This is a genomic window from Thermomonas sp. (genome assembly GCF_029945965.1).
Lineage (GTDB): Bacteria > Pseudomonadota > Gammaproteobacteria > Xanthomonadales > Xanthomonadaceae > Thermomonas.
Genome location: NZ_JAQSDO010000015.1, coordinates 451801 through 474544 on the forward strand (window position 1 = coordinate 451801; position 22744 = coordinate 474544).

At 60.3% G+C, this 22744-nt stretch carries 22 protein-coding genes and 1 tRNA gene; 9 read left to right on the plus strand and 14 right to left on the minus strand.

Annotated features, from left to right (window positions below; translation table 11 throughout):
- The first annotated feature begins 31 nt into the window (after positions 1-31).
- Both PSV05_RS08435 and PSV05_RS08440 read left to right on the plus strand, forming a co-directional pair.
- Positions 32-739: a hypothetical protein gene (locus PSV05_RS08435; protein WP_300064066.1), complete on the plus strand. Its 708-nt coding sequence runs from the start codon at positions 32-34 to the stop codon at positions 737-739.
- 50 nt (positions 740-789) lie between these two features.
- Entirely contained in the window at positions 790-1200 is a 411-nt protein-coding gene (locus tag PSV05_RS08440; protein ID WP_300065413.1) for a hypothetical protein, read from the plus strand.
- Between the two features lie 272 nt (positions 1201-1472).
- On the opposite strand, the gene PSV05_RS08445 is transcribed toward PSV05_RS08440, so the two are convergent.
- The 4 genes from PSV05_RS08445 to PSV05_RS08460 form a co-directional block, all read right to left on the minus strand.
- Positions 1473-1559, minus strand: a tRNA-Leu gene (locus PSV05_RS08445).
- Between the two features lie 61 nt (positions 1560-1620).
- Positions 1621-2211 (minus strand): cysteine dioxygenase family protein, encoded by a 591-nt coding sequence (locus PSV05_RS08450; RefSeq protein ID WP_300064068.1) that lies wholly within the window; start codon positions 2209-2211, stop codon positions 1621-1623.
- 48 nt (positions 2212-2259) lie between these two features.
- On the minus strand, positions 2260-3390 hold the full coding sequence (locus PSV05_RS08455) for a homoserine O-acetyltransferase (RefSeq protein WP_300064070.1): 1131 nt from the start codon (positions 3388-3390) through the stop codon (positions 2260-2262).
- Positions 3391-3585: 195 nt separating this feature from the next.
- On the minus strand, positions 3586-4479 hold the full coding sequence (locus PSV05_RS08460; protein WP_345782243.1) for a MerR family transcriptional regulator: 894 nt from the start codon (positions 4477-4479) through the stop codon (positions 3586-3588).
- Between the two features lie 231 nt (positions 4480-4710).
- Here PSV05_RS08460 and PSV05_RS08465 point away from each other — a divergent pair, with 231 nt between their 5' ends.
- The 6 genes from PSV05_RS08465 (at position 4711) to PSV05_RS08490 (ending at position 13562) form a co-directional block, all read left to right on the plus strand.
- Complete coding sequence (locus PSV05_RS08465) at positions 4711-5130, plus strand: fasciclin domain-containing protein (protein ID WP_300064073.1); 420 nt, start codon at positions 4711-4713, stop codon at positions 5128-5130.
- A gap of 151 nt (positions 5131-5281) precedes the next feature.
- The gene (locus PSV05_RS08470) at positions 5282-5473 is read left to right on the plus strand and encodes a hypothetical protein (protein ID WP_300064075.1); all 192 of its coding nucleotides are present in this window, start codon (positions 5282-5284) and stop codon (positions 5471-5473) included.
- 293 nt (positions 5474-5766) lie between these two features.
- The gene (locus PSV05_RS08475; RefSeq protein ID WP_300064077.1) at positions 5767-6243 is read left to right on the plus strand and encodes a hypothetical protein; all 477 of its coding nucleotides are present in this window, start codon (positions 5767-5769) and stop codon (positions 6241-6243) included.
- A gap of 568 nt (positions 6244-6811) precedes the next feature.
- Positions 6812-10297: a DNA methyltransferase gene (locus PSV05_RS08480; RefSeq protein WP_300064079.1), complete on the plus strand. Its 3486-nt coding sequence runs from the start codon at positions 6812-6814 to the stop codon at positions 10295-10297.
- A 75-nt stretch (positions 10298-10372) separates the two neighbouring features.
- Positions 10373-11830: a hypothetical protein gene (locus PSV05_RS08485; RefSeq protein WP_300064081.1), complete on the plus strand. Its 1458-nt coding sequence runs from the start codon at positions 10373-10375 to the stop codon at positions 11828-11830.
- An 838-nt stretch (positions 11831-12668) separates the two neighbouring features.
- The gene (locus PSV05_RS08490; RefSeq protein ID WP_300064083.1) at positions 12669-13562 is read left to right on the plus strand and encodes a nuclease-related domain-containing protein; all 894 of its coding nucleotides are present in this window, start codon (positions 12669-12671) and stop codon (positions 13560-13562) included.
- A 408-nt stretch (positions 13563-13970) separates the two neighbouring features.
- On the opposite strand, the gene PSV05_RS08495 is transcribed toward PSV05_RS08490, so the two are convergent.
- The gene (locus PSV05_RS08495) at positions 13971-14318 is read right to left on the minus strand and encodes a hypothetical protein (RefSeq protein ID WP_300064085.1); all 348 of its coding nucleotides are present in this window, start codon (positions 14316-14318) and stop codon (positions 13971-13973) included.
- Between the two features lie 112 nt (positions 14319-14430).
- Complete coding sequence (locus PSV05_RS08500; protein WP_300064087.1) at positions 14431-14991, minus strand: Panacea domain-containing protein; 561 nt, start codon at positions 14989-14991, stop codon at positions 14431-14433.
- A gap of 345 nt (positions 14992-15336) precedes the next feature.
- Here PSV05_RS08500 and PSV05_RS08505 point away from each other — a divergent pair, with 345 nt between their 5' ends.
- Positions 15337-16218: a restriction endonuclease gene (locus tag PSV05_RS08505; protein WP_300064089.1), complete on the plus strand. Its 882-nt coding sequence runs from the start codon at positions 15337-15339 to the stop codon at positions 16216-16218.
- 144 nt (positions 16219-16362) lie between these two features.
- On the opposite strand, the gene PSV05_RS08510 is transcribed toward PSV05_RS08505, so the two are convergent.
- The 8 genes from PSV05_RS08510 to PSV05_RS08545 form a co-directional block, all read right to left on the minus strand.
- Positions 16363-16932 carry a DUF2061 domain-containing protein gene (locus PSV05_RS08510; RefSeq protein WP_300064091.1) on the minus strand — a complete coding sequence of 190 codons (570 nt, stop codon included), beginning with the start codon at positions 16930-16932 and terminating at the stop codon, positions 16363-16365.
- Positions 16933-17017: 85 nt separating this feature from the next.
- Positions 17018-17242 carry a hypothetical protein gene (locus PSV05_RS08515; RefSeq protein WP_300064093.1) on the minus strand — a complete coding sequence of 75 codons (225 nt, stop codon included), beginning with the start codon at positions 17240-17242 and terminating at the stop codon, positions 17018-17020.
- 165 nt (positions 17243-17407) lie between these two features.
- Positions 17408-18403, minus strand: coding sequence for a cytochrome C biogenesis protein (locus PSV05_RS08520; RefSeq protein WP_300064095.1), 996 nt, complete (start codon positions 18401-18403; stop codon positions 17408-17410).
- On the minus strand, positions 18403-18837 hold the full coding sequence (locus PSV05_RS08525) for a cytochrome c-type biogenesis protein (RefSeq protein ID WP_300064097.1): 435 nt from the start codon (positions 18835-18837) through the stop codon (positions 18403-18405). Before PSV05_RS08525 ends, PSV05_RS08520 begins: the two co-directional genes overlap by 1 nt.
- Complete coding sequence (locus PSV05_RS08530) at positions 18834-19379, minus strand: DsbE family thiol:disulfide interchange protein (protein ID WP_300064099.1); 546 nt, start codon at positions 19377-19379, stop codon at positions 18834-18836. The genes PSV05_RS08525 and PSV05_RS08530 overlap by 4 nt, the downstream gene beginning before the upstream one ends.
- Positions 19376-21313: a heme lyase CcmF/NrfE family subunit gene (locus tag PSV05_RS08535; protein WP_300064101.1), complete on the minus strand. Its 1938-nt coding sequence runs from the start codon at positions 21311-21313 to the stop codon at positions 19376-19378. Before PSV05_RS08535 ends, PSV05_RS08530 begins: the two co-directional genes overlap by 4 nt.
- A gap of 8 nt (positions 21314-21321) precedes the next feature.
- The gene (ccmE, locus tag PSV05_RS08540; protein WP_300065415.1) at positions 21322-21789 is read right to left on the minus strand and encodes a cytochrome c maturation protein CcmE; all 468 of its coding nucleotides are present in this window, start codon (positions 21787-21789) and stop codon (positions 21322-21324) included.
- Positions 21790-21946: 157 nt separating this feature from the next.
- Positions 21947-22711 (minus strand): heme ABC transporter permease, encoded by a 765-nt coding sequence (locus tag PSV05_RS08545; protein WP_300064103.1) that lies wholly within the window; start codon positions 22709-22711, stop codon positions 21947-21949.
- Positions 22712-22744: the final 33 nt, after the last annotated feature.

Sequence of the window (22744 nt, forward strand, 5' to 3'; positions counted from 1 at the left end):
CTGAGCTTTCACCCTGGATTGAATCATCACGATGAAGAAACTGTTCTATGTTGCCGCGCTACTGATCGTGGCGATCTACGCATGGAAGTGGGTCCACGGCGATACCAGCCTTAGCCTGGTGCAGGTCGAATTCAAGAATCCATACCCACCCAGTTCACCACTGTATCCCGCCACCCAGGAGTTCGTGGCGGGCGTGAATGCAAACGACAAGTTGCGCTCGCGCTTCGCCGGCACGTTCACCAAGCGCGGCCTGTACTCGGAGATGCGGACCGCGCTCAAGCGTGGCGCGCAATCGCTGGATGGGCCGGTGCTGGTGGGCGCGACCACCGCCATGGCCAGGGCAGTGCCGCACCTCTCGACACCGATGTGCGCGCGAATGTTCCGCGACAGTGACCTTCCCGACCCGGAATTGAACGAGCAGGTTTCGCAGGCGTTCGGGGAAATTTCACCGACGCATTATTCGAAACTGATGCGCTTCTACCTGCTCGCGTTGCAGGCCGAAGTGAGCAATGCGCCGATCAAGCCCCTCGACCAGGCGGCGCTGCGCAGCGCGTTGAACAACCTCGGCAGCCAGTACCAGGGTGAGTTCGCCCAGCGCTTCGCCGCCGCGATGCAATCGCGTCAATCGGCTTCCGATGAGGACCTTTGCTGGGCCGGCAAGACGCTTCTGCACGGCATCACGTTGATGGACGGCAGCGATCGCGAGATCCTGTCGCGCTGGGGCATCGCAGGCAAGTGAGCCGCGCGCCGCTGCCTTCCTGGCTGCTGCGGGCCCTGCAGGTGCTCGGCATGGCGTGGGCCTTGCCGAACACTGCGCTTGGACTCATCGCCGGCGGCGTTTGCCTGGCACGCGGCGCGCATGCACATGTCAGCACGCGCGATCTTGCAATCGTGTTCCACGGCGTGCCGTTCGGGCCGGGTGGGGCGCTGACCCTGGGCAACGTGATCCTGCATACCGGGCACACGCTCGATGAGCCATGCCAAACCTATGCACACCGCGCTGGTCATGGCGAGCAACCGCGCATCCTGCTGGCCGACCACGAGCGCGCACATGTCTACCAGTATATGGTGCTGGGGGTTCTGTTCCTGCCGTTGTACGGACTGTGTGGCGGGATCAGCGTGCGCAACCGGTTCGAACGCGCCGCCGACTGCTATGCCTTGCATGGGGCCGGCTGGTGGCCCTGGACGAGAAGCCAGTGAAACAGACCAGCGAATCAATCCAGATGGTTCCGACGAACGGTCGCCGGAACGCATGTGATTTAGCTAATTTCTAACATCGGGTTTCGTAGCCTGCAGCTGTCAGGGAAAAACTTCGCGGAATCGTCAAGAGACCACGAAAAATCGCTCAGACGACCAAGACCCGGTCCCCTCCGAACACGCCGTTCGTGAGACCGGGTCTTCCTTTTTGCGGGTTCGGATTACGTCACGATCCGCGCCAACAAAAAAGCCACGCGATGCGTGGCTTTCATGCTTGGTGCCGGAGGGGGGACTCGAACCCCCACAGTATCACTACCGGCGGATTTTGAGTCCGCTGCGTCTACCGATTCCGCCACTCCGGCACGGGATGCGAAGTATAGCTGAGCGAGAAGCTCATATGAGCAAGGCTCAACGGCACGCGGCTCAAGCGGCTTGGTCGGTCAGCATTTCAGTGTTTTCGCGGACAAACCATTCGTCGGCCTGCGGCTGGAACTTCGAGCAACAGGCCATCTCTGCCTTGTAGATGTGCAGCGACACCGCGATTGCATCGGCGCTGGTGTTGCGAATGGTGTGGTATTCGTGCGGCGGGATCAGGCTGCCGGCGCTGCCCGGGCCGGCATGCATGCCGGCGCCGGCGCGAAAGCGGAAACGCTCGCCATCGCGTTCCAGCAATTCGTATTGCACGATTTCAAGCTCGCCATCCCACACGCCTTCCACGCACCACAGGCCGGAGTGGTCGTGCAGCGGCGTGCCTTGCCCCGGGCCCCAGGTCATCGCCACCACGCTATAGCCATGCTGCGGACTACGGTAGAGCTCGCGGCGCGCGTAATGGTCGGTGATGGGATCGTGTACGCAGGCTGGCAGCTGCACGTCGTGGTCGCGTATCAGGCCGCACAGGCTGTTGCGCAGGGCAGCGGTGATGGCGTGTTCGTCACCCGCGATGACGGCGGCATCAATCGCGGCGATGAACTTCTCACAACCGGGAAAATCGACGGCAATGCAGGGATTGTCCATGCCGCCAGTCTAGCAACCGTCATGAGCTCATGCCCAGATGGAATGGGATCAGGGCGATCCGTCCGGCAGGCCAGCCAGGAAGCCGGCAATGGCGGGCCCGAACCGGTCGAAATCCACCAGGAAGGCGTCATGCCCCTGCGGTGAGTCCAGCGGCAGGAACTCGGCCTGGCAACCGCCGGCACGCAGGCCATCGGCAATTTCCTGCTGCTGCTGCAGCGGGAACAGGATGTCGGTGCGCACGCCGATGGCCAATGTCCGCGCCACATGAATGCCGGCCAGGCCTTGTGACGGGCTGCCATGGCAGCTTTCGCCGAGGTCGAACCAGTCCATCGAGCGGCTGAGGTAGAGATAGGAATTTGGGTCGAAATTGCGCACAAACCGCCGCGCATGGCCTTCCAGATAGCTTTCGACCTCAAATTCCAGGCCAAATGGATCCTCGTCGTCACGGCGGTCCGAATCAAGCCGCACCCGACCGAAGCGGCCATCCCATTCCAGCGCCGAACGATAGGTGATCACGCCCAGTTTGCGCGCCATCCGCATGCCGGATTCTGGGTAGCGCTCGTCGTCGTAGTCGCCGCCGTTCCACAGCGGATCAAGGCGGATCGCCTCGCGCTGCAGGGAGCGGATCGCGATCGAGAACGGCAACGCCCGCGCCGCGCCGGAGATATTGATATGGCTATGGGCAATACCGGGATGCCGCTGCAGGAACGACAGCGCGGTCATCCCGCCCATCGAGTTGCCGATCACGCAGGCCAGTCGTTCGATGCTGAGCCCGTGCAGCAACGCGCGGGCGGCATCGGCACCGTCTTCCACCGAAAGCTCCGGGAAGTCCAGGCGATACAGCGTGCCCGTGGCGGGATTGATCGAGGCCGGGCCAGTCGAGCCCTTGCAGCTTCCCAACGCATTGAAACAGACCACGTGCCAGCGGTCGGTATCGATCGGCTTGCCGGGGCCGAGCATCGCCTCCCACCAGCCGGGTTCCGGGTTGCCGACATTGGCCGCGGCATGTGCGTCCGGCGACAGGCCGGTCAGGATCAGGATGATGTTGTCGCCTGCAGCATTGCGCTCGCCCCAGGTTTCGTAGGCAAGGCGTGCGCCATGCAATCCGCCGCCGCGCTTCATCGGGAACGGCGAGGGCAGCGTGAAGTAGTGCGTGCCGGGTGGAATGAATTCGGTCATGTGCGCATGTTACCGGGACGAAGTGGGTCGCCAGCTTCTGCAGGTGCGCATGAACTTATGTGGTTGATCGTGATCCCGGCGCATCTCATTGGTATCGACCCTGCGGCGCACTGGCCGCCTCGGGATTCAAAGCACTACGTCCAGACCCTTGCGCTCGATGATGTCGAGCAGCTTCTGCGACGGGGGGTTCGGTTTTTAAAGGCGGCGGACCAGGCGTTCGATCAGTGTCGGGTCCGTCACTTTCCTGACCCGCGGATGGGCCACCTTGCGGCACAGGAAATCCGCTTGTGCGCCACCCACCCAGACCTCCACGCCGCTGCCCAGCAACGCGACAAGTGCGGTGATGTCGACCAATGCGCTGTCCGCCAGGCCCGAGTCCACGCAGCTGAGCGCCACGGCCTTGGCACCCAGTTCCCCCGCCAACGTGGCAAGGTCGCGCGCCGGCAGGTCAGTGCCCAGGTAGAGCAGCGGAGCGCCGGCCCCGTAGGCGAGCAGCGCGGCCATCAACAACCCCAGTTCGTGGTGCTCGCCAGGCAGCGTGGAGAACAGCAGCTTGGGGCCGGTTTCGCTGGGGCGCGGATTGAGGATGGCGATCATCCGTGCGCGCAGCAGGCTGCTGAGCATTCGCTCCTGTGCGATGTCCAGTTTTCCTTCGGCCCAACGCTTGCCAACCAGGGTCAGCAGTGGCGCGATGACCCGTGTCACCAGGATCGCCAGCGGCAGCGTCGCAATGGCCACCGACAGCAGTCGGTCCAGTGCACCGATGTGGTACCCGATCACCGCCTCCAGCATCTGCTCGCTGAGCATCTCCACGCCGCCGTAGCCGATCTGCGAGGACTCATTCAATAGCTCGTCGAGCGCCGCGTCGCCGAGTGGCGCCAAGCGGCGGATCGGATGGCCCCGCTCGGTGAGGCGCTGCAGGCGGGTCAGTCGCTCGATCATGCCCGCGTCATAGACGCGGCGCCCGGCCTCGTCGCGAAGCGGGTCGACCACGGCGTAACGCCGTTCCCAGGCACGCAGGGTGCCCGGGGCCAGTCCGGTCATGCGGGAAGTGGAGGTGACGCTGTACATGGCGAGACTGTACAACATTCGTACAAGTTCTTGTTTAACCTAAGCATGACCTATCGGCGTCCATCCTTGTGCCTGTCCAACAACCCCCGACAGGAGTGATTCGTAACCCATGTAGTCCTGACCAAGTCGGTCGGGACCGCAACCATGCTGCACGTCGGCGCCCCTCCCCCCGTTGTTGCCGGCCATCACGGCGGCACGCATGGCACGTCCGCAGCTACCTCCAGCAATACTCCAACCAAGGAAACCAACATGTCCCATAAAGATATCGTCGACACCGCCGTCGCCGCAGGCCAGTTCAATACCCTCGCTGCCGCCCTCGGTGCTGCCAGCCTGATAGAGACTCTGAAGGGCCCGGGCCCGTTCACCGTGTTTGCGCCCACCGACGCAGCGTTTGCAGCTTTGCCGGCTGGCACCTTCGACGACCTGCTCAAGCCCGAGAACAAGGCCAAGTTGGCATCGATCCTGACCTACCACGTTGTGTCGGGCAAGGTGACTTCCTCCGACGTCGTCAAGCTTTCAGAAGCTGATAGCGTCGGCGGTCCCAAGCTGAAGATCACGACTGAAGGCGGCAAGGTCAAGATCAACGATGCGACCGTGACCACGGCCGACATCGAGGCCAGCAACGGCGTAATCCACGTGATCGACAAGGTGCTGATCCCGGCCGGCTGAAAAAAGGCCGTGAACCTGCGCAGGGCATAGGGCGCACGGCAGCTTCGCCTGATAACAGACCCGCATCGGCTTCGATGCGGGTCTGTTTTTTTTGGATGCGGTGAACTGGATCGGATCGGCACCGACGTCGACACCCTGCGCGATCAAGTCAATGGCCGCCGCACTGTACGTGCTCCTGGAAATGGGGAAAGGGGTCAGAGTGGATTTCCTGCCGACGGCATCCGGTCTTGCCGGAAGCGTGATCAGGAAACTTCACTCTGACCCCTTTCCCGCGTTCGTCGTCCGGCTGCACGTGCTCGTCATCTTGGTCCACACCGGGGTGACGGCACGGGTCAACCGCTGAACCCCTGCATTCGCGCATCGTCTCACTGGCAACACCCTGAAATCGCCCTCTTCAGGCGCACGGCCATGCGTGTGGGAAATCCCCGCTGAAGCTCGCTACTTCGGTGAAACCAAAGCCCGGCGCAGAGGGTGGAATCCTTAGCACGATGTCAAGTATTAAAACAGTGACAAATGGCTCATTTTGGCGTTGACTTTGGTTTGTGTGCTGCCTAAGGTTGAATTGTCGCTTTCTACTACATCTTGTGGTTTTAGCGGCAACAAGCGTAATTCAACCACTACATCAAGGAAACGCACATGCCCCAAGATCTGATTTCCCTCACGCTCCCCGCTGCCAAGCTGGCCGCACTGGACAATGCCCTGACCGCGCTGGAGGCGGCGTGCAGTGACCTGGTGGCAATGGACCCAGCCACCCGCAAGCGTCTTAACCGGATGGGCGACAAGTCCGAAGCGTTCTGCCGGCAGGCCCTGAACGTCATGGCTCAGAACCCGCAGATCGTCGCTCCCAGCCTCGGCTTGGCTGGAGCCCAGGCGGACCTGCTTGCACTGGACCAGCTGCGCCCACGTGGCACCCGCCTCAAGCGTCTGGCCGAGCGCATGGCAGACACCGAAACCCTGCTGGGCAGCGACGTGTTCGCCGCCGCGCTGGAGGGCTACGGCATGCTCAAGGTGGCAGGCAAGAGCCAGGGCCTGAATGCCCTGCAATCCGGGCTGTCGGAGCGCTTCAAGCCCCGCAGCCGGCGCACCACGGTCAAGCCAGCCGCTGCCGCTTGACCTGATCAGCACGCGTTTGGGGAGACGTGATGGTGTTCAGGGGTAGGTGACTGATCGGGTCCTTCGGGACCCGATTTTTTTGTGCCCGCAAAAGACAAACCCAGCAGGGACGCAAGCTGCAACCCCGCCCGCCGCATAAATAGTGGTGCCGTCCGAGCAACAAGCGACACCAGTGGCGAAAAAAACGTCGCCGTCCTTGGAAAAAGTGACGACGCTGGCACTCGAAGTGATGCCAGCGGCGAAATAAGCGCCGCCGTCGCAACAAAAAGTGCCGCCAGCCTCACAAATAGTGACGACGACGGCGAAGAAAGCGCCATCGCCCTCACAAAAAGTGACGACGCCGGCACTTGAAGTGACGCCAGTGGCGAAGAAAGCACCAGCCGGAAAATCCCTACGCAGCCCCGGCGGGAAAAGGGGTCAGAGTGGATTTCCTGCCGACGCCACCCGGTCTAGCCGCAATCGTGATCAGGAAACTTCACTCTGACCCCTTTTCCTGCTCTGCCAGACGACCCAACCGCGTGCACGACTCCCATCGCTGGGTTAGCCTGCGGATCAGGGGAGGGCACGCATGACTGACAAGGATGCCGACGCCGACGACGTCGCGCGTTTCATTGCCAAGTGGAAAGGCGTGTATGCCTCTGAGCTGTCCACCGCGCAGACCTTCGCGCTGGACCTGTGCGCATTGCTGGGCGTAGACCCGCCGCATGCCACCGTCGAACAGGACTACATGTTTGAGCGCCCGCTGACTTTCCACCACGCGGACGGCAGCAAGAGCGCCGGCCGTGTGGACTTGTACAAGCGTGGCGCGTTTGTCCTGGAATCGAAGAAGTTTCGCGCCAATACCCTGACCAAGGGCTTTGACGAGGCCATGCTGCGCGCCCACTCGCAGGCGCAGAACTACGCACGTGCACTGCCGGCCAGCGAAGGCCGCCCGCCGTTCGTGATCGTGGTTGATGTTGGCCACCGCATCGAACTGTTCTCGGAATTCAGCCGCTCCGGCGGCAGCTACGTCCCGTTCCCGGACCCGCGCAGCCACCGCATCAGCCTGGACGACCTGCATCGCCCGGAGATCCGCGACCGCTTGCGCCGGATCTGGACCGACCCGCTGTCGCTGGACCCCAGCCGCGAATCCGCCCGCGTCACCCGCGAGATCGCCGGGCAACTGGCTGAACTGGCGAAGTCGCTGGAACGCAGCGGCCACACCCCGGAAGCCGTGGCGCAGTTCCTGATGCGCTGCCTGTTCACCATGTTTTCCGAAGACGTGCGCCTGCTGCCGTCCGAAAGCTTTCGCAACCTGCTGATCCAGCATGTCGACCACCCCGACATCGCCATGCGCATGGTCAGCCAGCTTTGGCGCGACATGGATACCGGCGGCTTCTCGGCCGTTCTCGCCAACACCGTGCTGCAGTTCAACGGCAAGCTGTTCAAGCAGCCGGACACACTGCCGCTGGACCGCGCGCAAGTTGAATTGCTGATCAAGGCGGCCAAGGCCAAATGGGAACACGTCGAGCCCGCCATCTTCGGCACCTTGCTGGAGCGCGCGCTCAGCCCCAACGAGCGCCACAAGCTGGGCGCGCATTACACCCCGCGTGCTTACGTCGAACGGCTGGTGCTGCCCACCGTGATCGAGCCGCTGCGCGCCGAATGGAGCGACGCACAGGCCGCAGCGCTCACCTTGGCTGTGGAAGGCAAGCATGACGATGCGGTCAATGCACTGCTGCGCTTCCACCACCGCCTGTGCACCGTGCGCGTGCTGGACCCGGCCTGCGGCAGCGGCAACTTCCTCTACGTCACGCTGGAACACCTCAAGCGGCTGGAAGGCGAAGTGCTGGGCGCACTGGACGACCTGGGCTATCAGCAGGCTGGGTTGGCGCTGGGCGGTGAACGCGCCGACGCATTGGGCGGTGAAACCGTGGACCCGCACAACCTGTTGGGCATCGAACTCAATCCGCGTGCGGCGGCCATTGCTGAGGTGGTGCTGTGGATCGGCTACCTGCAATGGCACTTCCGTACCCGTGGCGACGTGAACCCGCCAACTCCGGTGATCCGCGACTTCCGCAATATCGAGAACCGCGATGCGGTGCTGGCCTACGACCGCATGGAATACCTGCTGGATGAAGCTGGCGTGCCGGTCACGCGTTGGGATGGCGAAACCATGAAGGACTCGCCGGTCACCGGCGAGAAGATTCCCGATGAGTCCGCACGCAAGCCGATCGAGCGTTACATCAACTCGCGTAAGGCGGAATGGCCGCAGGCGGATTTCGTGGTAGGGAATCCGCCATATCTAGGTGCACGCCGTATTCGTCTCGCGCTTGGTGATGGATATCTTGACGCTTTGCGTAGTGCCTACCCAGGAATTCCAGAGCATGCGGATTTCGTCATGTACTGGTGGGCAAGTGCCGCAAAACTGGTCGGTATCGGCGTGGGGAAGCGCGCTGGTCTAATCACGAGCAACAGCATCCGTCAATCGTTTTCACGCAAAGTCTTGGATGCGGCATTTGCCGAACATCCTTCATTGAATTTCAGCTTCGTGGTTCCCGATCACCCTTGGACAGATGCGACTGACGGTGCGGCAGTACGTGTCGCCATGACAGTTGTAGATGCCGAAAGTAGAAAGGGGCGGCTGCAAAGCGTTGTCACGGAATACGAAGGCGTCGATGGTGAAGTTATCGTCGAACTTGCAAGCGATGCGGGCAGCATCACGCCGAATCTCACGATCGGCACCGACCCGAACATTGCTGTCCCCTTGCGAAGCAACGCAGGCACCGCATGCGTCGGATATCAGCTGACTGGTCAGGGTTTCGTGATTAACGTTCAGCAGGTGAAGTCACTTACGGCGGAAACGAGTGCAACACTAATAAAGCCTTTAATGTCAGGGCGCGACATTACCCAGTCGCCTCGAGGTTTGTTTGCCATCGATCTGTTCGGACTTTCGGTGGAACAGGTGCGGGAAAAGTGTCCAGCGATATATCAATGGGTTTTGGATCGGGTCAAGCCGGAGCGTGATCATAATCGCGATGGGCCCAGTCGAGAAAATTGGTGGCTGTTTGCAAGACCCCGTGCCGAGTTTAGACCAGCACTTGAAGGCATCAAGTCCGCAATCGCCACGTCGTTAACGGCCAAGCACCGAACTTTCGTTCGCGTTCCTGCGAATACCATCTGCGATAGCACAATCGTAATGTTCGCGTTTGATGATACGGCCCACTTTGGCGTCTTGTCATCGAAAGTTCATGTCACTTGGGCGATCGCAGCAGGCGGGCACCTTGGTGTCGGTAACGACCCTCGTTACAACAAAACGCGTTGCTTTGAGCCATTTCCATTTCCCATCGTCAACGACGAACAAACCACCCACATCCGCACCCTCGCCGAACACCTCGACGCCCACCGCAAACGCCAGCAAGCCGCCCATCCCGACCTGACCCTGACCGGAATGTACAACGTGCTGGAAAAACTGCGTAGCGGCGAACCACTGACCCCCAAGGAACGCACCATCCACGAGCATGGCCTGGTCTCCGTGCTGCGCCAACTACACGATGACCTGGACGCCGCCGTGCTCGACGCCTACGGGTGGTCCGACCTGCTGCCTGTGCTTCGGGTGGCGCATGGCAACGATGCACCGGTCGAAGGCCAAACCCGCGACGATGCCAAGCGAGCCTTTGACGAAACCATCCTCGAACGCCTGGTTGCCCTCAACGCCGAACGCGCCGCCGAAGAAGCCCGCGGCCAGATCCGCTGGCTCCGCCCGGAGTTTCAGAACCCGCAGGCCCACGCCGCACCCGAACAAGGCACGCTCGATACCAGCAGCGAAGACCACGACACGTACGTCTTGCCCGTCGCCGCCGCAAAACCGATGCCATGGCCCAAAGACACCGTGGAACAAGTCCGCGCTGTCGCTGACCTGCTTGCATCCAGTCCCATTCCGCTCTCACTTGATGAGATTGGTTCAAGGTTTACTGCCCGTGGTCCGTGGAAGCGCCGCCTGCCGCAATTGCTGGACATGCTGGTGGCGCTGGGGCGGGCGGAGGTTCGCGGGGATGCTTATGTGGCGGGGTAGGGGGTTCGGGGCGTTATGTGGCGCTGTGTGTGTTATCTCGCATGATAGTCAATTAATAGGTGTTAGATTTCACTTATGAAGATCCACTTTACTGACTTTTTCAACGTCGACAAAAGGAACCTTGAGGAATACGGCGCCTACAACATTTCATTGATCAATGATCTGCCACTATTTGTCGACCCGTTCTTGATATTCAATAGTGAAGATGCAACCTACAGGCAACTTCATAGTGAAATCATCCAATACGTGACATTTCTGAGAGATGAGGCTAAAGCAAGGTTAATCGATAAAGGTCTAATGAAAGCTTGGTATTGCTTTCCAGAGGTCAGACAAAACTGGCTTGGCTATAGTAAAAACGGAAACAGCGGCTCCGGACTCGGGGAAAAATTTGCCCTTGCACTCCATGAGAGCCTAGGCACTATTTTCAATGAGTTCGGGAAAGAAAAGATAACCAAAGGCAGTCACTTGGAAAAGCTATGCCTAATAAAAGACGGTGTTGGAAAAGATAATATTAGTGACTTTACAGTAAACCTGATCAAAGGCTACCTCTGTGACTACACACAGTCCTTCGCAGCAGCGCATTTAGAAAAGTCACTAACGCGTGAACTACCGGTTGAACATGCGAGCTTCAACTATAAGACTGGGTCTTGGGAGACCCGTCGGTACCGCCTTCCTTATCTTTTTGGAGACTACGTTCTCCTAACTCCAAAGAATATTCTTACCAAAGATGAGGCGTGGATTAACAAATCAGATCTCATCCACGATTTTGAAGACATTGCGACGGCTCTACCTAACGACCAACTACGTGCTCAGGTAGATCGTTATCTACAAAGCCAGTTGCCTAAGGACCCCAATCGCCGTGAGGTAAATAGAGCAGTTTCAGCAACCTTGCGTCAATTTCCACAGATGATCGATTATTACATCAGACACAAGGAAGATCGAGGGGACCAAGCACGTTCAATCAGCGATCAGCGTGTGGACGAGGCAAGTCAAGCATTTGAGTTGGGGGTTCGCAAGCTTTCTTCACTGCTGCAAGAAGTTGGATTCTACGGTGTGGCAGAATCCTCACATGAGGCGGCTCACAGGCGCGTGGCATACCTTAAGAAAGTTATCGAGGACAATGACGGATACAGGGTTTTTTACATCAAAGGCAAACCAATTCAACGGGAGTCCGATCTGCACGTGATGTATCGCCTGACTTGGTTCGCATCAGAGCATGACGTGAACTCAGAGGTCAACAATGGTCGCGGGCCAGTAGACTATAAGATTTCTCATGGCAGGCATGACAGTTCTCTTGTTGAATTTAAGCTTGCATCAAACTCAAAGCTGAAGCAAAACTTAAAGAACCAAGTCGAAATCTATAAGAAGGCCAGCGAAACGGATCGAGCGATCAAGGTCATTCTCTGCTTCAATGAGGCGGAACAGTTGAAATTGTCCACGATACTCAATGAGCTTAAGCTCACAGGAAATAGAGATATTATTGTCATCGACGCATCCCGCGACAATAAGCCATCTGGCTCAAATGCGAAGTGAAGTGAAATGTAACTATTCGCTCAAGCCGAGACCGCTTCGCTGCCTCGCTTGATACGTTATCGTGTTGCACGGCGCTCAGCCATATTAACTCAGGTATTAGGGATCAGGGGGAGATATGAAAGCAATCGCAGGCGGTGTCATCGCTCTCGTACTTTTGGTATTTTACCTTTTGCTAGTCCACTCAGCCATTCAAGTTGCAAATTGCATTGGCGTGACAGGGTGTACAGACTTGACGGCAGCATCTTTCAATGACGTGAAGTCTCAGGCAATGTCTGTATTGGGCGGCCTCGTGTCTGCTCTCATAATTTCAGAGCTGGCTGTGACAAAGCCTGGTGAGATACCGGGGTCTCGAGTTCTTATCGCAACCTCTGGAAAGGCCAAGAACATCTTGCGGTGGACAACGTGGTTCTACATCGCAGCTTGGCTTATTGCAGGCGCATGGGCCTTTTGGACCGGCTTAAATTATCCAGCTGCACTTCCCGCATTAACAAGTATTGGACAGGCTTGGTTGGGGCTGTCCGTAGCTTCCGCCTACGCTTACTTCGGTCTCAGCCCGTAACTGATGACTATCGAAAGTGATATCCGCGACTATGGTGTCAGGGACAATTTCCGGGACTGAAGCGAAACGCCATGAACAAGCAGCCAATTGAAACAGCGCGTGATGCCGACCTGCGGGGTTCGCTGGCGGCCATGCGCGAATGGTGTCAGAGACAATTTCAGTCCAAAGCCAAAAGCTGGACCCCGGCGTTTGCCGGGGTGACAAGCGGGGCCGGGAAGGGCGGCATCAGGCTGGATGACCAGGGCGATGAAGACGCGCAAGCGCAAGGAGGCATATCCCATGAATACCGTGATCATGGTGGTCGTGCTGATGGCCAGCATCGGACTGCCAATGTCGTTTGCAGTAGCAATGGTGTTTTGGCAGAAGCGTCTGCAAAAACGCGAAGGTCGGCGATCCCCATTGACCGACAAGCTAGCTCACCTGCCCGGTGAGCAATTACGCCGCCGCATGGGTGTGCTCGGCGATTTGATCGACGAACGTGTCGTACAGCTTCTCATCATCGGACCCATTGTTTTGTTGATCATCCTGCTGCCTCGCGTCAACTGGTCAGCGTTCAAGTTGTCGTGGCTGGATTGGTTGGTGATCGTGGCTGCATTCGGCATGACCCTATTGAACATCAAGCGCGTCGTCCCGCTATGGCGGGAGCGCCGTCAATGCAAGCAAGGCATGCTTGCCGAGATCGCGGTGGCCCAACAGCTTGACCGCCTGCAAGCCCAGGACTGTTTGGTGGTGCATGACATCCCTGCAGGGAACTTCAATATTGATCATGTGGTGATCGGACCACACGCCGTATTCATGGTTGAAACCAAGTCGCGCCTCAAGAAGGGTGACGGTAAAGCATCAGCCAATGTCACCTACGACGGAAAGGCGTTGCAGTTCCCCGGATGGATGGAAACGAAACCGGTGGAGCAGGCGCGTGCGCAAGCGCGCTGGCTGGCCGAATATCTGGGCGGCGAAACCGGCGAGCCAACACCGGTAATTCCGGTCGTGTGCCTTCCGGGTTGGTTCGTGACGTTGGGCAAGGACGCGCATCGCAGCGATGTGCGTGTCCTAAACCCCAAGATGACCAACCTGTTTCTGGAAGCAAGAAGCCGCCAACGATTTGAGACATCGCGCCGCAACCGCATCGTGACTGCGCTGTATAAGCGCTACCCGGAATTGGACGCGATCTGAGTAGCATGAAATCGTGTAGCGACAACTGCTGGAGGCTCGGCCTGCCGAGCGGAAATGGGGTCGCGGATTTCCAAAGTAAGTGCAACACCCGGCAGGAAATGCACTCTGACCCCTTTTCCCCAATGCCATTGATCCGGCAATACGCGCCCAGCATCGTGCCAATGCTGCATGGGCGCAGGCGCAGCAGGCACGCAAGAAGGAAGCTGAAGAAAGCGCGCGAATCCTGAAGACATCCACGCCGGAGATGTGAAAGAGGGCGTGCGCACTAAAGGGCGCACCTACAGGTGAGCGACATGTGGCAATTTCCGCGGGCGAGGAGATATCCGCAAGGTCAAAAGCTGACCCCGGCGTTCGCCGGGGTGACGCGCTGGCTCGTTGTCGGCGAATGTCTTGGCCGGCGTAGCGGTCTTAGCCCAACTTCGCCAGCTGATCGCGTATGGCCCATTCCTGAGTTTGAGTCGTGTCGTCGGCAGCTGCCGTGCATTGCAAAGCAGCCTTGAGCGATGCGTTATCCAGTGCTGCAACGACACTAGAAACGGCAGCAGCTAGATCTTTGCTCATATCGATCCCGTCAGCGTCCTCAAGGCCGCGTAGATCCAGCCAGCTTTTGCTGCCAAGTCCGACGGCAGCATTGATGACGCCAAGATAGAACCCAGGATACGGATCACCGTGATAGCAAGGCGGTAACTCCGGCCTTCCGTGTTGTCGACTGGTCAACAGGCGCAGCACTACATCGCCGCCGCGTGTCAGGGCCAAGATAGCAAGAAATTTCGGCTTGAATTAACCAGTTGCAGAATCAACATAGAACCGTGCGCAGCGAATAATTGTGCCGGCTGTCACTCCGTTGGGAAATACGCCCGGCATGTGGTCAGGCAGCTTGGGCAGCAGAGATCGCTTGATATTCCGCAACGGATGCCAGGATCGCATCCCTGTTGGGGTCGTCGTCGGCCAGTGCAAGCACGTAAGGAATCACGTCATCGTTGCCTTCGCCTGCCGCCCAAGTCGTGGCCCACGCGCCATTCTCTGCATGAGTGACGTCAATCATCTTTTCGGAAAGTGCGTTGCAGTGCTGGTTCGCAATGATTTCCAGCAGACGCAGCTCGCGCTTGGTGAAATGCTCGCCATCGAACGGCTGCAGCGGGACGACTTTTTCTCGCCAGAAGTCGATCACTTGTTCCGGCACGATGCGGATGGCTGCGGCCAGATCGGCGTCAAGCTCGTCCCACTGCTGCACAAGTTCCGCGGGTACCGGGCCCATTTTCCAAGCGCGGTACTCCATGCCGGTGACGCTGCGACCCGTCTGACGAAAGTGTTCGAAGTCCAACAAATAAAGTAGCTTGAACAGCTTGACCTTGCCGAGCGCAGCCGTGTGATGGGCGAAATATAAAATCGCCTGCACGGATTTTTGGCGGTTGCGGTTGTGAAGCATCACTTTATTTTCATCTTTGGCCGAAGGCGAAGTTCGCGGGACTGGATTGGAATTGCGATATGGCCATTGTGATTGGTCGCAGCACCAGAAAAATAGGCTGGGCCAAACGCTTGCTGGTAGGAATGTGCCGCGCTGATAGCGCGGGAAATGCCAAGATTGGAAATATGAGTCTAGCCGCTCGGACGCACCTTCACCACTTACAGGGATATCCGGGGATCCGGAAAAGTTGGTGTCAGGGACAATTTCAGTCTCTAAGTCAACAGCTGGACCCCGGCGTTCGCCGGGGTGACGAGCAGGGGCCGGTGACGCATCATCGGCCATGAAAAATACCGCTTGGGGGCGGGCATGAACGGACTCAAGAATGTTCGCAATCGACGCACGGATGCGCTGACCCAGGTGGGCTGGGCTCAGTTGGAAGTGATGCTGGCTGTGTATTACCGCGGCCAAGGCTATCGCGTTGAACATGTCGGGACCGGCGGCACCGGCGCTCGTTTCGATGGCGGCATCGACCTGAAGCTGTACAAGGACGACGCCTACATTGTGATGCAGTGCAAGCACTGGAACGCCAAGCAGGTGCCACACAACGCCGTGCATGAGTTGCTCGGCGTGATGATCACACAAGGTGCTACAGGCGCAATCCTCGTCACAAGCGGGGAATTTAGCCGTGCCGCCATCGAGTCCGCCACCAAGCAGGGGCATGTGCAGCTGGTGGACGGCGATGCTCTTCGCGGGATGCTGGGGCCGTTGCCGGCACAAGCGACTGCCCCAACGTTCGTCGGCGTAACACAAAGCCCTGCGATGTCCGGCGCGATGCCGCAGCGTAGGGAGAGCCGTGGCGCCTTCGGCCATGCCATGGATGCCGGACTGGGCATCGTGCTGCTCAAGCTGGTGGTCGGCCTGATCATCTTCCTGGTCATGACCAGCCAGATCAAATCCATCGTGCACGCGCTGCAGCCGGCGCAGCGGGGCAAAAGCGGGCTGACGGTAGCGCAGCGCAGTGTGTTACCCGCATCAGGAAGCGTGCCCGATGCAGGCGTGTCGCCGTCCATGCCATCGCGGCGCGGCACTGGGCCTGTGGTCATCGATCATTTCACCGGGACGACGATTGAAGATCGACCGGCCGGAATGCCTGCATATCGTCCTCCGACAGCTGCGGAGCAGCGCGAAGCCAAGCGGCAGGCGGATGAGGCGATGCGCATTCTGGAACGAAGTACGCCGGAGATGTGACTTGGCGGTGGAAATGGGGTCAGAGTGAAGTTTCCTGACCACCATTCCGGAACGACCGCTTTGCGTCGGCAGGAAATTCACTCTGACCCCTTTTCCGTAGTCGATTTGAATACATGGATGAAGTACGGGGAGTAGCTGCGTTTTCTACGTGGTCGGAACTTCGTCCGGCGGCGGCAGGTCGGGCTCGTGAACAATCCCGAAGCCGATATTCGACCATGCCCGTTCGTGGAAGAAATACAGGATCAGTTTGGTGATCACTTCCAGCCCGCCGATCGACAGCGATATAGAGATGTTGCCGGTAAACAACCAGGCCAGCATCATCGTATCGAGCGAAGCCAGCGTGCGCCAAGTTGCAGTTTTGGTGGTCGAGAGTGCATAGGTTTCCTTGCGCACGCCATTGACCACAGATGTTCCCCAGCTGAGCCACACCCAGAACCGCTCATGCAGGAAGTAGAGCAGCGTCTTGGTCGCAACTTCGGTGATCGCGATATAGCTGACTGCCTGCAGAACCTCCCCTTTGCTTTTTTCCAGCCCAAAAAGCGGCCCGAGATAGGTAATCAGCAAATAAGACAGGATCAGCGTGTCGATGGTGCCGACAAATCGCCAGGAAAACGCTTTCGCGATCGAGCGTTTGGCATTGACGCGCGGCGGGTTCTTCGTGGCCAACGTGTTGGATTCCCGACCGAAGACCGGATACTCAGGCTTTTCGCGCATTGCCGCACTGTGCCCGAAAAAGCCGGCACGCGTTATGGCGAAATGGTGTCAGGGACAAATTCATTGCAATGACTGGATGCGATCGTCACTGCTGCCTGCAAAGGGCCTGCGGGGTGGCGCTGATCACCAATTCGATGGGCTTGTCGCGCAATGCCAGCCTGTCTGGTGCCAGCGCGCTGCTCAACCAGGCGAGCTCGACCATTTCTTCGAAGAAGTCGATCTTCACGTCGGCGCTGAGGAGTGACCACGCCCGCAACTGGACGCGCTCCGCGTCCTCGAAACTGAAATCCAATGGCGTGCCGTCATTCATCGGTCGATCTCCTGCGCGCTGTGGAGTATCTGCTGGAGTTTGCCGATGTCATCCAGATCGTGCGGGCGTCCGGCGGCAGCGAATATTTGGCGAACGTTGAATGCCATGGCGGAAGTCTGCCCGTTTGCGGGCGAGATGTTGCGAAGGGCCCCAAGTGGACAGGGATTACTGTCCGATCACCAGCTCGATGGGCTTGGTTGCCGGCAATGTCACCCGCACCGGCTTCGACTCGAGGTCTCCGTCTTGTCGCATCGCATTGCCGCTGGCGGACATGCGTGCAACCAGTTCGACTTGTTTCATCTGCGACAGCTTCATGGTCGGCATCGGGCTGTCGCTGTCGTCGAGGTTGGCGGTAAACGGCAATTCGGAGACGGCGTGCTTTTCTGCGGCGACCGGCATCGGCGGACCACCGACGGCGCGTGCGATCACGAACACGACGGCATTGCCATTCAAGCGCACGCGTGCGGCGAGTTCGGGATCCAGCGAGACGTTCACGACTAGCGGTTGTAGGGATATTGCAGCAGGTACGGGCAATGGCGACAGACCGGCGGCGGCCCGTGCGTTGTCGATTTCCTTGCGCAGACTGGCCGCGGTGGGTGCATCGACCTGGGCCAGCAACGGCTCCCAGGTCTTGGCGGCGGCGGCGTTGTCGCCGGCTTGACGCTGGGCGATGCCGAGGAACCAGCGCGCACGCTGCTGCGCTGGATCCGCGGCCAGGGCGCGTTGCAGCAGCGCCACGGCTTGGGCATCGAACAGACGTTTGTCGTCTGCCAGTGCGCGTGACTGCGCGGCCTCGGTGAGGATGCTGGCGTCAGCAGGTGCCAGCGCTGCGGCCTTGGCGTAGGCATCGCGGGCCTTGATGTTCTGTTCTTCGCGCTGGTAGGCCTGCGCGAGCAAACGCCAGCCTTCGGCCTGGTTGGGGTTGCGCTGCAGCTCGGTTTCCAGCTGGGTGATCGCATCGCCAAGTGTTGCCGGCGCCTTGACCGCAGCGGGATCCAGCGCCTGCGGTGTGCCGACCAGTTGGTAAAGCAGCAATGTCGAAGCGGCGACGATCACGCCCACGCCAATCGCGACGCCGCGTGCATGGCGCCAGAGCGGGCGCAGCAACACGGCGAGTACGGCGAGTACAAGCAGGATGGCGATGATGATGAAAGTGGTCATCACCACTCCTGTTTGTCGTCGACCGGCAGCGTGCCCGGTGCGCGTTTGCGGATGATGACCGTGACCACGCCGGCGCCGATCAGCAGCAAGGCCAGCGGGCCAAGCCAGAGCAGCCAGGTGTCGGGTTCGACGCGGGGTTTGTACAACACGAATTCGCCATAGCGCGCGACCAGGAAGTCCTTGATCTGCGCGTCGGTTTGGCCCTTGTGCATCAGCTCCAGCACCTCATGTCGCAGGCTGAGCGCGATCAGCGCGTTGGAGTCGGCCAATGACTGGTTCTGGCACATCACGCAGCGCAGTTCCGAGGCCAGCGCGTGGAAGCGGGCTTCCTCGGCGGTGTTCTGGAACTGCAGGGGCGCGCTGTCGCTGTTGACCTGTGCGGAGGCGGGAAGGCAGGCAAGCCAGAGCAGGCAGGCTAGAACGAGACGTGTCATCGAACCGCCTCGACCCGTTGCAGCACCGGCATCAGTTCACTGGCGACGATGGCGTCAGTAAGCGGACCGACATGTTTCCAGCGGATCACGCCCTTCGCATCGACCAGGAACGTTTCCGGTGCGCCGTAGATGCCCCAGTCAATCGCTGCGCGGCCGTCGACATCGGCGATTACCAACCAATACGGATTGTTGAACTGTTCCAGCCAGCGCAGTGCGTCTGCAGGCTCGTCCTTCCAGTTGTAGCCGATGACGCGCACGCGCTTGGTTTCCGCGAAGCGGGTAATCACGGGATGCTCGATGCGGCATTCCACGCACCAGCTGCCCCAGACGTTGAGCAGAAAGGGTTTTCCCTTGAGCTCATCCAGGGTCACCGTGCGCGAGGGTTCATGCAGCACTGGCAGCGCGAATGCAGGTGCCGGTTTGTTGATCAGCGGCGAGGGCAGGGCATCGCGATTAGGCTTGCGGCTCATCCACACGCCGGCCGCCAGCAACAGCGCGAGAAGGAAGAACGCGGCCAAGGGCAGCCAGCGGGTGGACTTCATGCGGCGTCTCTATTTGGAGATGCGCGAAACCGTCGATCGGTCGCCGTCACGAAACCGCCCAGCGCCATCAGCAGCGCGCCGATCCAGACCCAGCGCACAAAGGGTTTGGTGTGCACGCGAACCGCCCAGGCGCCATCGCCGAGCGATTCGCCAAGCGCCACATAATCGTCACCGGTAATGCTCGCGGCGATGCCCGCTTCGGTCATCACCTGGCCACCAGCCACATAGCGGCGCTTCTCGGGATGCAGCAGCACCCACGGCTTGCCGTCACGCAGCACCTGCACGTGGCCACGCTCCGAGGTGTAGTTGGGTCCGCGTTGTTCGTCCACGCCATCGAAGCGGAAGGTCTGATGGCCCAGCGTCACCGATTCGCCGGGCTTGAGCGCCAGCTCGCGTTGTTCGCTCAGTCCCTCGACCAGCAGCGCGCCGACCAGGAACACGGCGACGCCGGTATGCGCCAGCACCATGCCCAGCATTTCGCGGGTTAGCCGTGACCCGGGCATCCTGAAGCGTGACCACAGGAAGCGCAGCGTGCCGCCCGCGACCCAGACCGCACCGATCACGCCGGCGGCGACTTTCCACTGGCCTTGCGGCGCAACGAAGAACGCAACCACGCCCAGCAGCAAGGCCAGCACCGCCCACGGCATCAACATGCGCAATGGCGAGGCCATGTCCTCGCGCTGCCAGCGAGTGAGCGGACCAAACGGCAGTAGCGCGACCAGCGGCGCCATCAGCAGCAGGAACATCAACGCGAAGTACGGCGGGCCGACCGAGATCTTGCCGAGATCCAGCGCATCGGCCAAAAGTGGGTAGAGCGTACCCAGCAATACCATCGCGCAGGCGGTGGTGAGCAGCAGGTTGTTGAGCAGCAGCAGGGTTTCGCGCGATGCAAAGGTGAAAGGTTTTGCGCCGTCCGTATTCGATGGCGCGCGCAATGCATACAGCACCAGCGAGCCGCCGATGACGATGCCGAGGAAAATCAGCACAAACAAACCGCGGGTCGGGTCGGCGGCAAAGGCATGCACCGAGGTCAGCACGCCGGAGCGCACCAGGAAGGTGCCCAGCAGCGACAGCGAGAACGCGGCGATAGCGAGCAACAAGGTCCAGCCTGCAAAGCTGCCGCGCTTTTCAGTGACAGCCTGCGAATGCAGCAATGCCGCGCCGACCAGCCAGGGCATGAAGCTGGCATTTTCGACCGGATCCCAGAACCACCAGCCGCCCCAGCCGAGTTCGTAATACGCCCACCAGCTGCCCAGCGCGATGCCGATGGTCAGGAAACCCCAGGCGACATTGGTCCACGGCCGCGTCCAGCGCAGCCAGCGCGCATCGACCTTGCCGTCCAGCAATGCCGCGATCGCGAAGGCGAACGGTACCGAAAACCCGACGTAGCCCAGGTACAGCATCGGCGGATGGAAAATCATCCCCGGATCCTGCAACAGCGGGTTGAGGTCGCGGCCTTCGGCGGCTGCCGGCAGCAGGCGTGCGAACGGGTTGCTGGTGAAGATCAGGAAGGCGAGGAAGCCGAAACTGACGATGCCCATCACACCGAGTACGCGGGCCACCACCGGTTGTGGCAACGCGCGCGAAAACATCGCCACTGCAGCGGTCCATAGCGACAGAATCAGCGCCCACAGCAGCAAGGAACCTTCATGCGCGCCCCATACAGCGGTCACCCGGTAATAGGTCGGAAGCAGCGAGTTGGAGTTCTCCGCCACATAACGGACCGAGAAATCCCCGGCGACGAAGGCATGGGTCAGGATGCCGAAGGCCAGCAGCACCAGTGCCAGTTGCAGGCCAGCCGCGGGTCGCGCGACTGCCATCAGCGGGGCGATGCCACGCTGCGCACCGAGCAGCGGCAGCAAGGCTTGCAGCGCCGCGACCAGCAGGGCCAGCAGCAGGACGATCTGGCCCAGTTCGGGCAGGGCAGGGATCACGGAAATAATCACGGCGATGGCATCTGCTCCGCGGCATCGGGCACATCATGTTTCTTGTGCGCGGCGCCCATCTTGTCGGCGACTTCCTTCGGCATGTAGGCCTCGTCGTGCTTGGCCAGGACTTGTTCGGCGACGAACACGCCGTCCTGCATGTGTCCGGTGGCGACGACGGCCTGCTTCTCGCGGAACAGGTCGGGCAGGATGCCGGTATAGACCACCGGCAACATTGCATCGCCATCATCGACCTTGAAATGCGCTTCCATCGAGCCGCTGGCGCGCTTGAACGAGCCTGCCGCGACCATGCCGCCGAGGCGGAAGCGGGCGTGGTCGCCGGCCTCGCCACGCAGCACTTCGGCTGGCGTGTACAGATAGGCGACATTGCGCTGTAGCGCCATCGCGATCAGCGTGGTCGCGATTGCTGCGGCAGCCACGACGGCCAGCACCAGCCACAATCTGCGTTTGCGAGTCGGATTCATCGTTCGAGGTCCATGAATGGTTTTGGCGTGGCGACGCGATTGGCGCGCAGTCTCGCGGCACGCAGGGCGGCGCGGACCTGCAGCTTGGGCACGACGAAATCCCACAGCAGCACGATGGCGAACACCGCGTATGCGGCGATCACGTAGTCGCGATAACTCATGGTTTGCTCCGTGTCTGATCCGAGCCCGCCATGCGCGCGACCCAGTCCTTGCCTGCCTCGCGAAGCAGGTTGTCGGCGCGTGCGCGTGCCAGCAACGAACCCACGAACCAAAGGTGGGTGCCGATGACCATCCACAGCAGCGGCATCGTCATGCTCGGGTCCATCTGCGATTTGCCGAACAGGCTGATGGTCTGGCCCTGGTGCAGCGAGTTCCACCAGGTGACCGAATAATGGATCACCGGTAGCAGGGCGACGCCGACAATCGCCAGCAGGCCGGCAGCACGCGCGGCGTTGCGGCGATCATCGATGGCGGAATAGAGCCCCATCACGCCCAGGTACAGGAACAGCAGGATCAGCTCGGTGGTCAGGCGCGGATCCCAGTCCCACCACGTGCCCCACATTGGCTTGCCCCAGATCGAGCCAGTCGCCAAGGTAATGAGGGTGAACGCGGCGCCGATGGGCGCGCAGGCCATGGCCAGGATTTCGCACAACTTGATCCGCCAGATCAGTGCGATCGCGGCATACACCGCCATCAGCGCGAAGATCGCCATGCTCATCCACGCGCTCGGCACGTGGATGTAGAGGATGCGGAAACTGTCGCCCTGCTGGTAGTCGGCCGGTACCTGGAACAGCGCGCCATACAGGCCAATTACCATCGTCAGCAGGCCCAGCGCATACGCCCACGGTGCCCAACGCGTGGCAAAGCGGTCGAAATACGGCGGCGAACCAAGTTGGTGGAACCAGCGAACGACAGGATTCATTCTTATCTGCTCCCTCTCTGCTGGCGGCGCCCG

Coding starts and splice junctions, on each gene's coding strand:
- PSV05_RS08435 (WP_300064066.1), top strand. CDS start 32: ATGAAGAAACTGTTCTATGTTGCCGCGCTACTGATCGTGGCGATCTAC.
- PSV05_RS08440 (WP_300065413.1), top strand. CDS start 790: ATGGCGTGGGCCTTGCCGAACACTGCGCTTGGACTCATCGCCGGCGGC.
- PSV05_RS08450 (WP_300064068.1), bottom strand. CDS start 2,211: ATGGACAATCCCTGCATTGCCGTCGATTTTCCCGGTTGTGAGAAGTTC.
- PSV05_RS08455 (WP_300064070.1), bottom strand. CDS start 3,390: ATGACCGAATTCATTCCACCCGGCACGCACTACTTCACGCTGCCCTCG.
- PSV05_RS08460 (WP_345782243.1), bottom strand. CDS start 4,479: ATGTTGTACAGTCTCGCCATGTACAGCGTCACCTCCACTTCCCGCATG.
- PSV05_RS08465 (WP_300064073.1), top strand. CDS start 4,711: ATGTCCCATAAAGATATCGTCGACACCGCCGTCGCCGCAGGCCAGTTC.
- PSV05_RS08470 (WP_300064075.1), top strand. CDS start 5,282: ATGGCCGCCGCACTGTACGTGCTCCTGGAAATGGGGAAAGGGGTCAGA.
- PSV05_RS08475 (WP_300064077.1), top strand. CDS start 5,767: ATGCCCCAAGATCTGATTTCCCTCACGCTCCCCGCTGCCAAGCTGGCC.
- PSV05_RS08480 (WP_300064079.1), top strand. CDS start 6,812: ATGACTGACAAGGATGCCGACGCCGACGACGTCGCGCGTTTCATTGCC.
- PSV05_RS08485 (WP_300064081.1), top strand. CDS start 10,373: ATGAAGATCCACTTTACTGACTTTTTCAACGTCGACAAAAGGAACCTT.
- PSV05_RS08490 (WP_300064083.1), top strand. CDS start 12,669: ATGAATACCGTGATCATGGTGGTCGTGCTGATGGCCAGCATCGGACTG.
- PSV05_RS08500 (WP_300064087.1), bottom strand. CDS start 14,991: ATGCTTCACAACCGCAACCGCCAAAAATCCGTGCAGGCGATTTTATAT.
- PSV05_RS08505 (WP_300064089.1), top strand. CDS start 15,337: ATGAACGGACTCAAGAATGTTCGCAATCGACGCACGGATGCGCTGACC.
- PSV05_RS08510 (WP_300064091.1), bottom strand. CDS start 16,932: ATGCGCGAAAAGCCTGAGTATCCGGTCTTCGGTCGGGAATCCAACACG.
- PSV05_RS08515 (WP_300064093.1), bottom strand. CDS start 17,242: ATGAATGACGGCACGCCATTGGATTTCAGTTTCGAGGACGCGGAGCGC.
- PSV05_RS08520 (WP_300064095.1), bottom strand. CDS start 18,403: ATGACCACTTTCATCATCATCGCCATCCTGCTTGTACTCGCCGTACTC.
- PSV05_RS08525 (WP_300064097.1), bottom strand. CDS start 18,837: ATGACACGTCTCGTTCTAGCCTGCCTGCTCTGGCTTGCCTGCCTTCCC.
- PSV05_RS08530 (WP_300064099.1), bottom strand. CDS start 19,379: ATGAAGTCCACCCGCTGGCTGCCCTTGGCCGCGTTCTTCCTTCTCGCG.
- ccmE (WP_300065415.1), bottom strand. CDS start 21,789: ATGAATCCGACTCGCAAACGCAGATTGTGGCTGGTGCTGGCCGTCGTG.
- PSV05_RS08545 (WP_300064103.1), bottom strand. CDS start 22,711: ATGAATCCTGTCGTTCGCTGGTTCCACCAACTTGGTTCGCCGCCGTAT.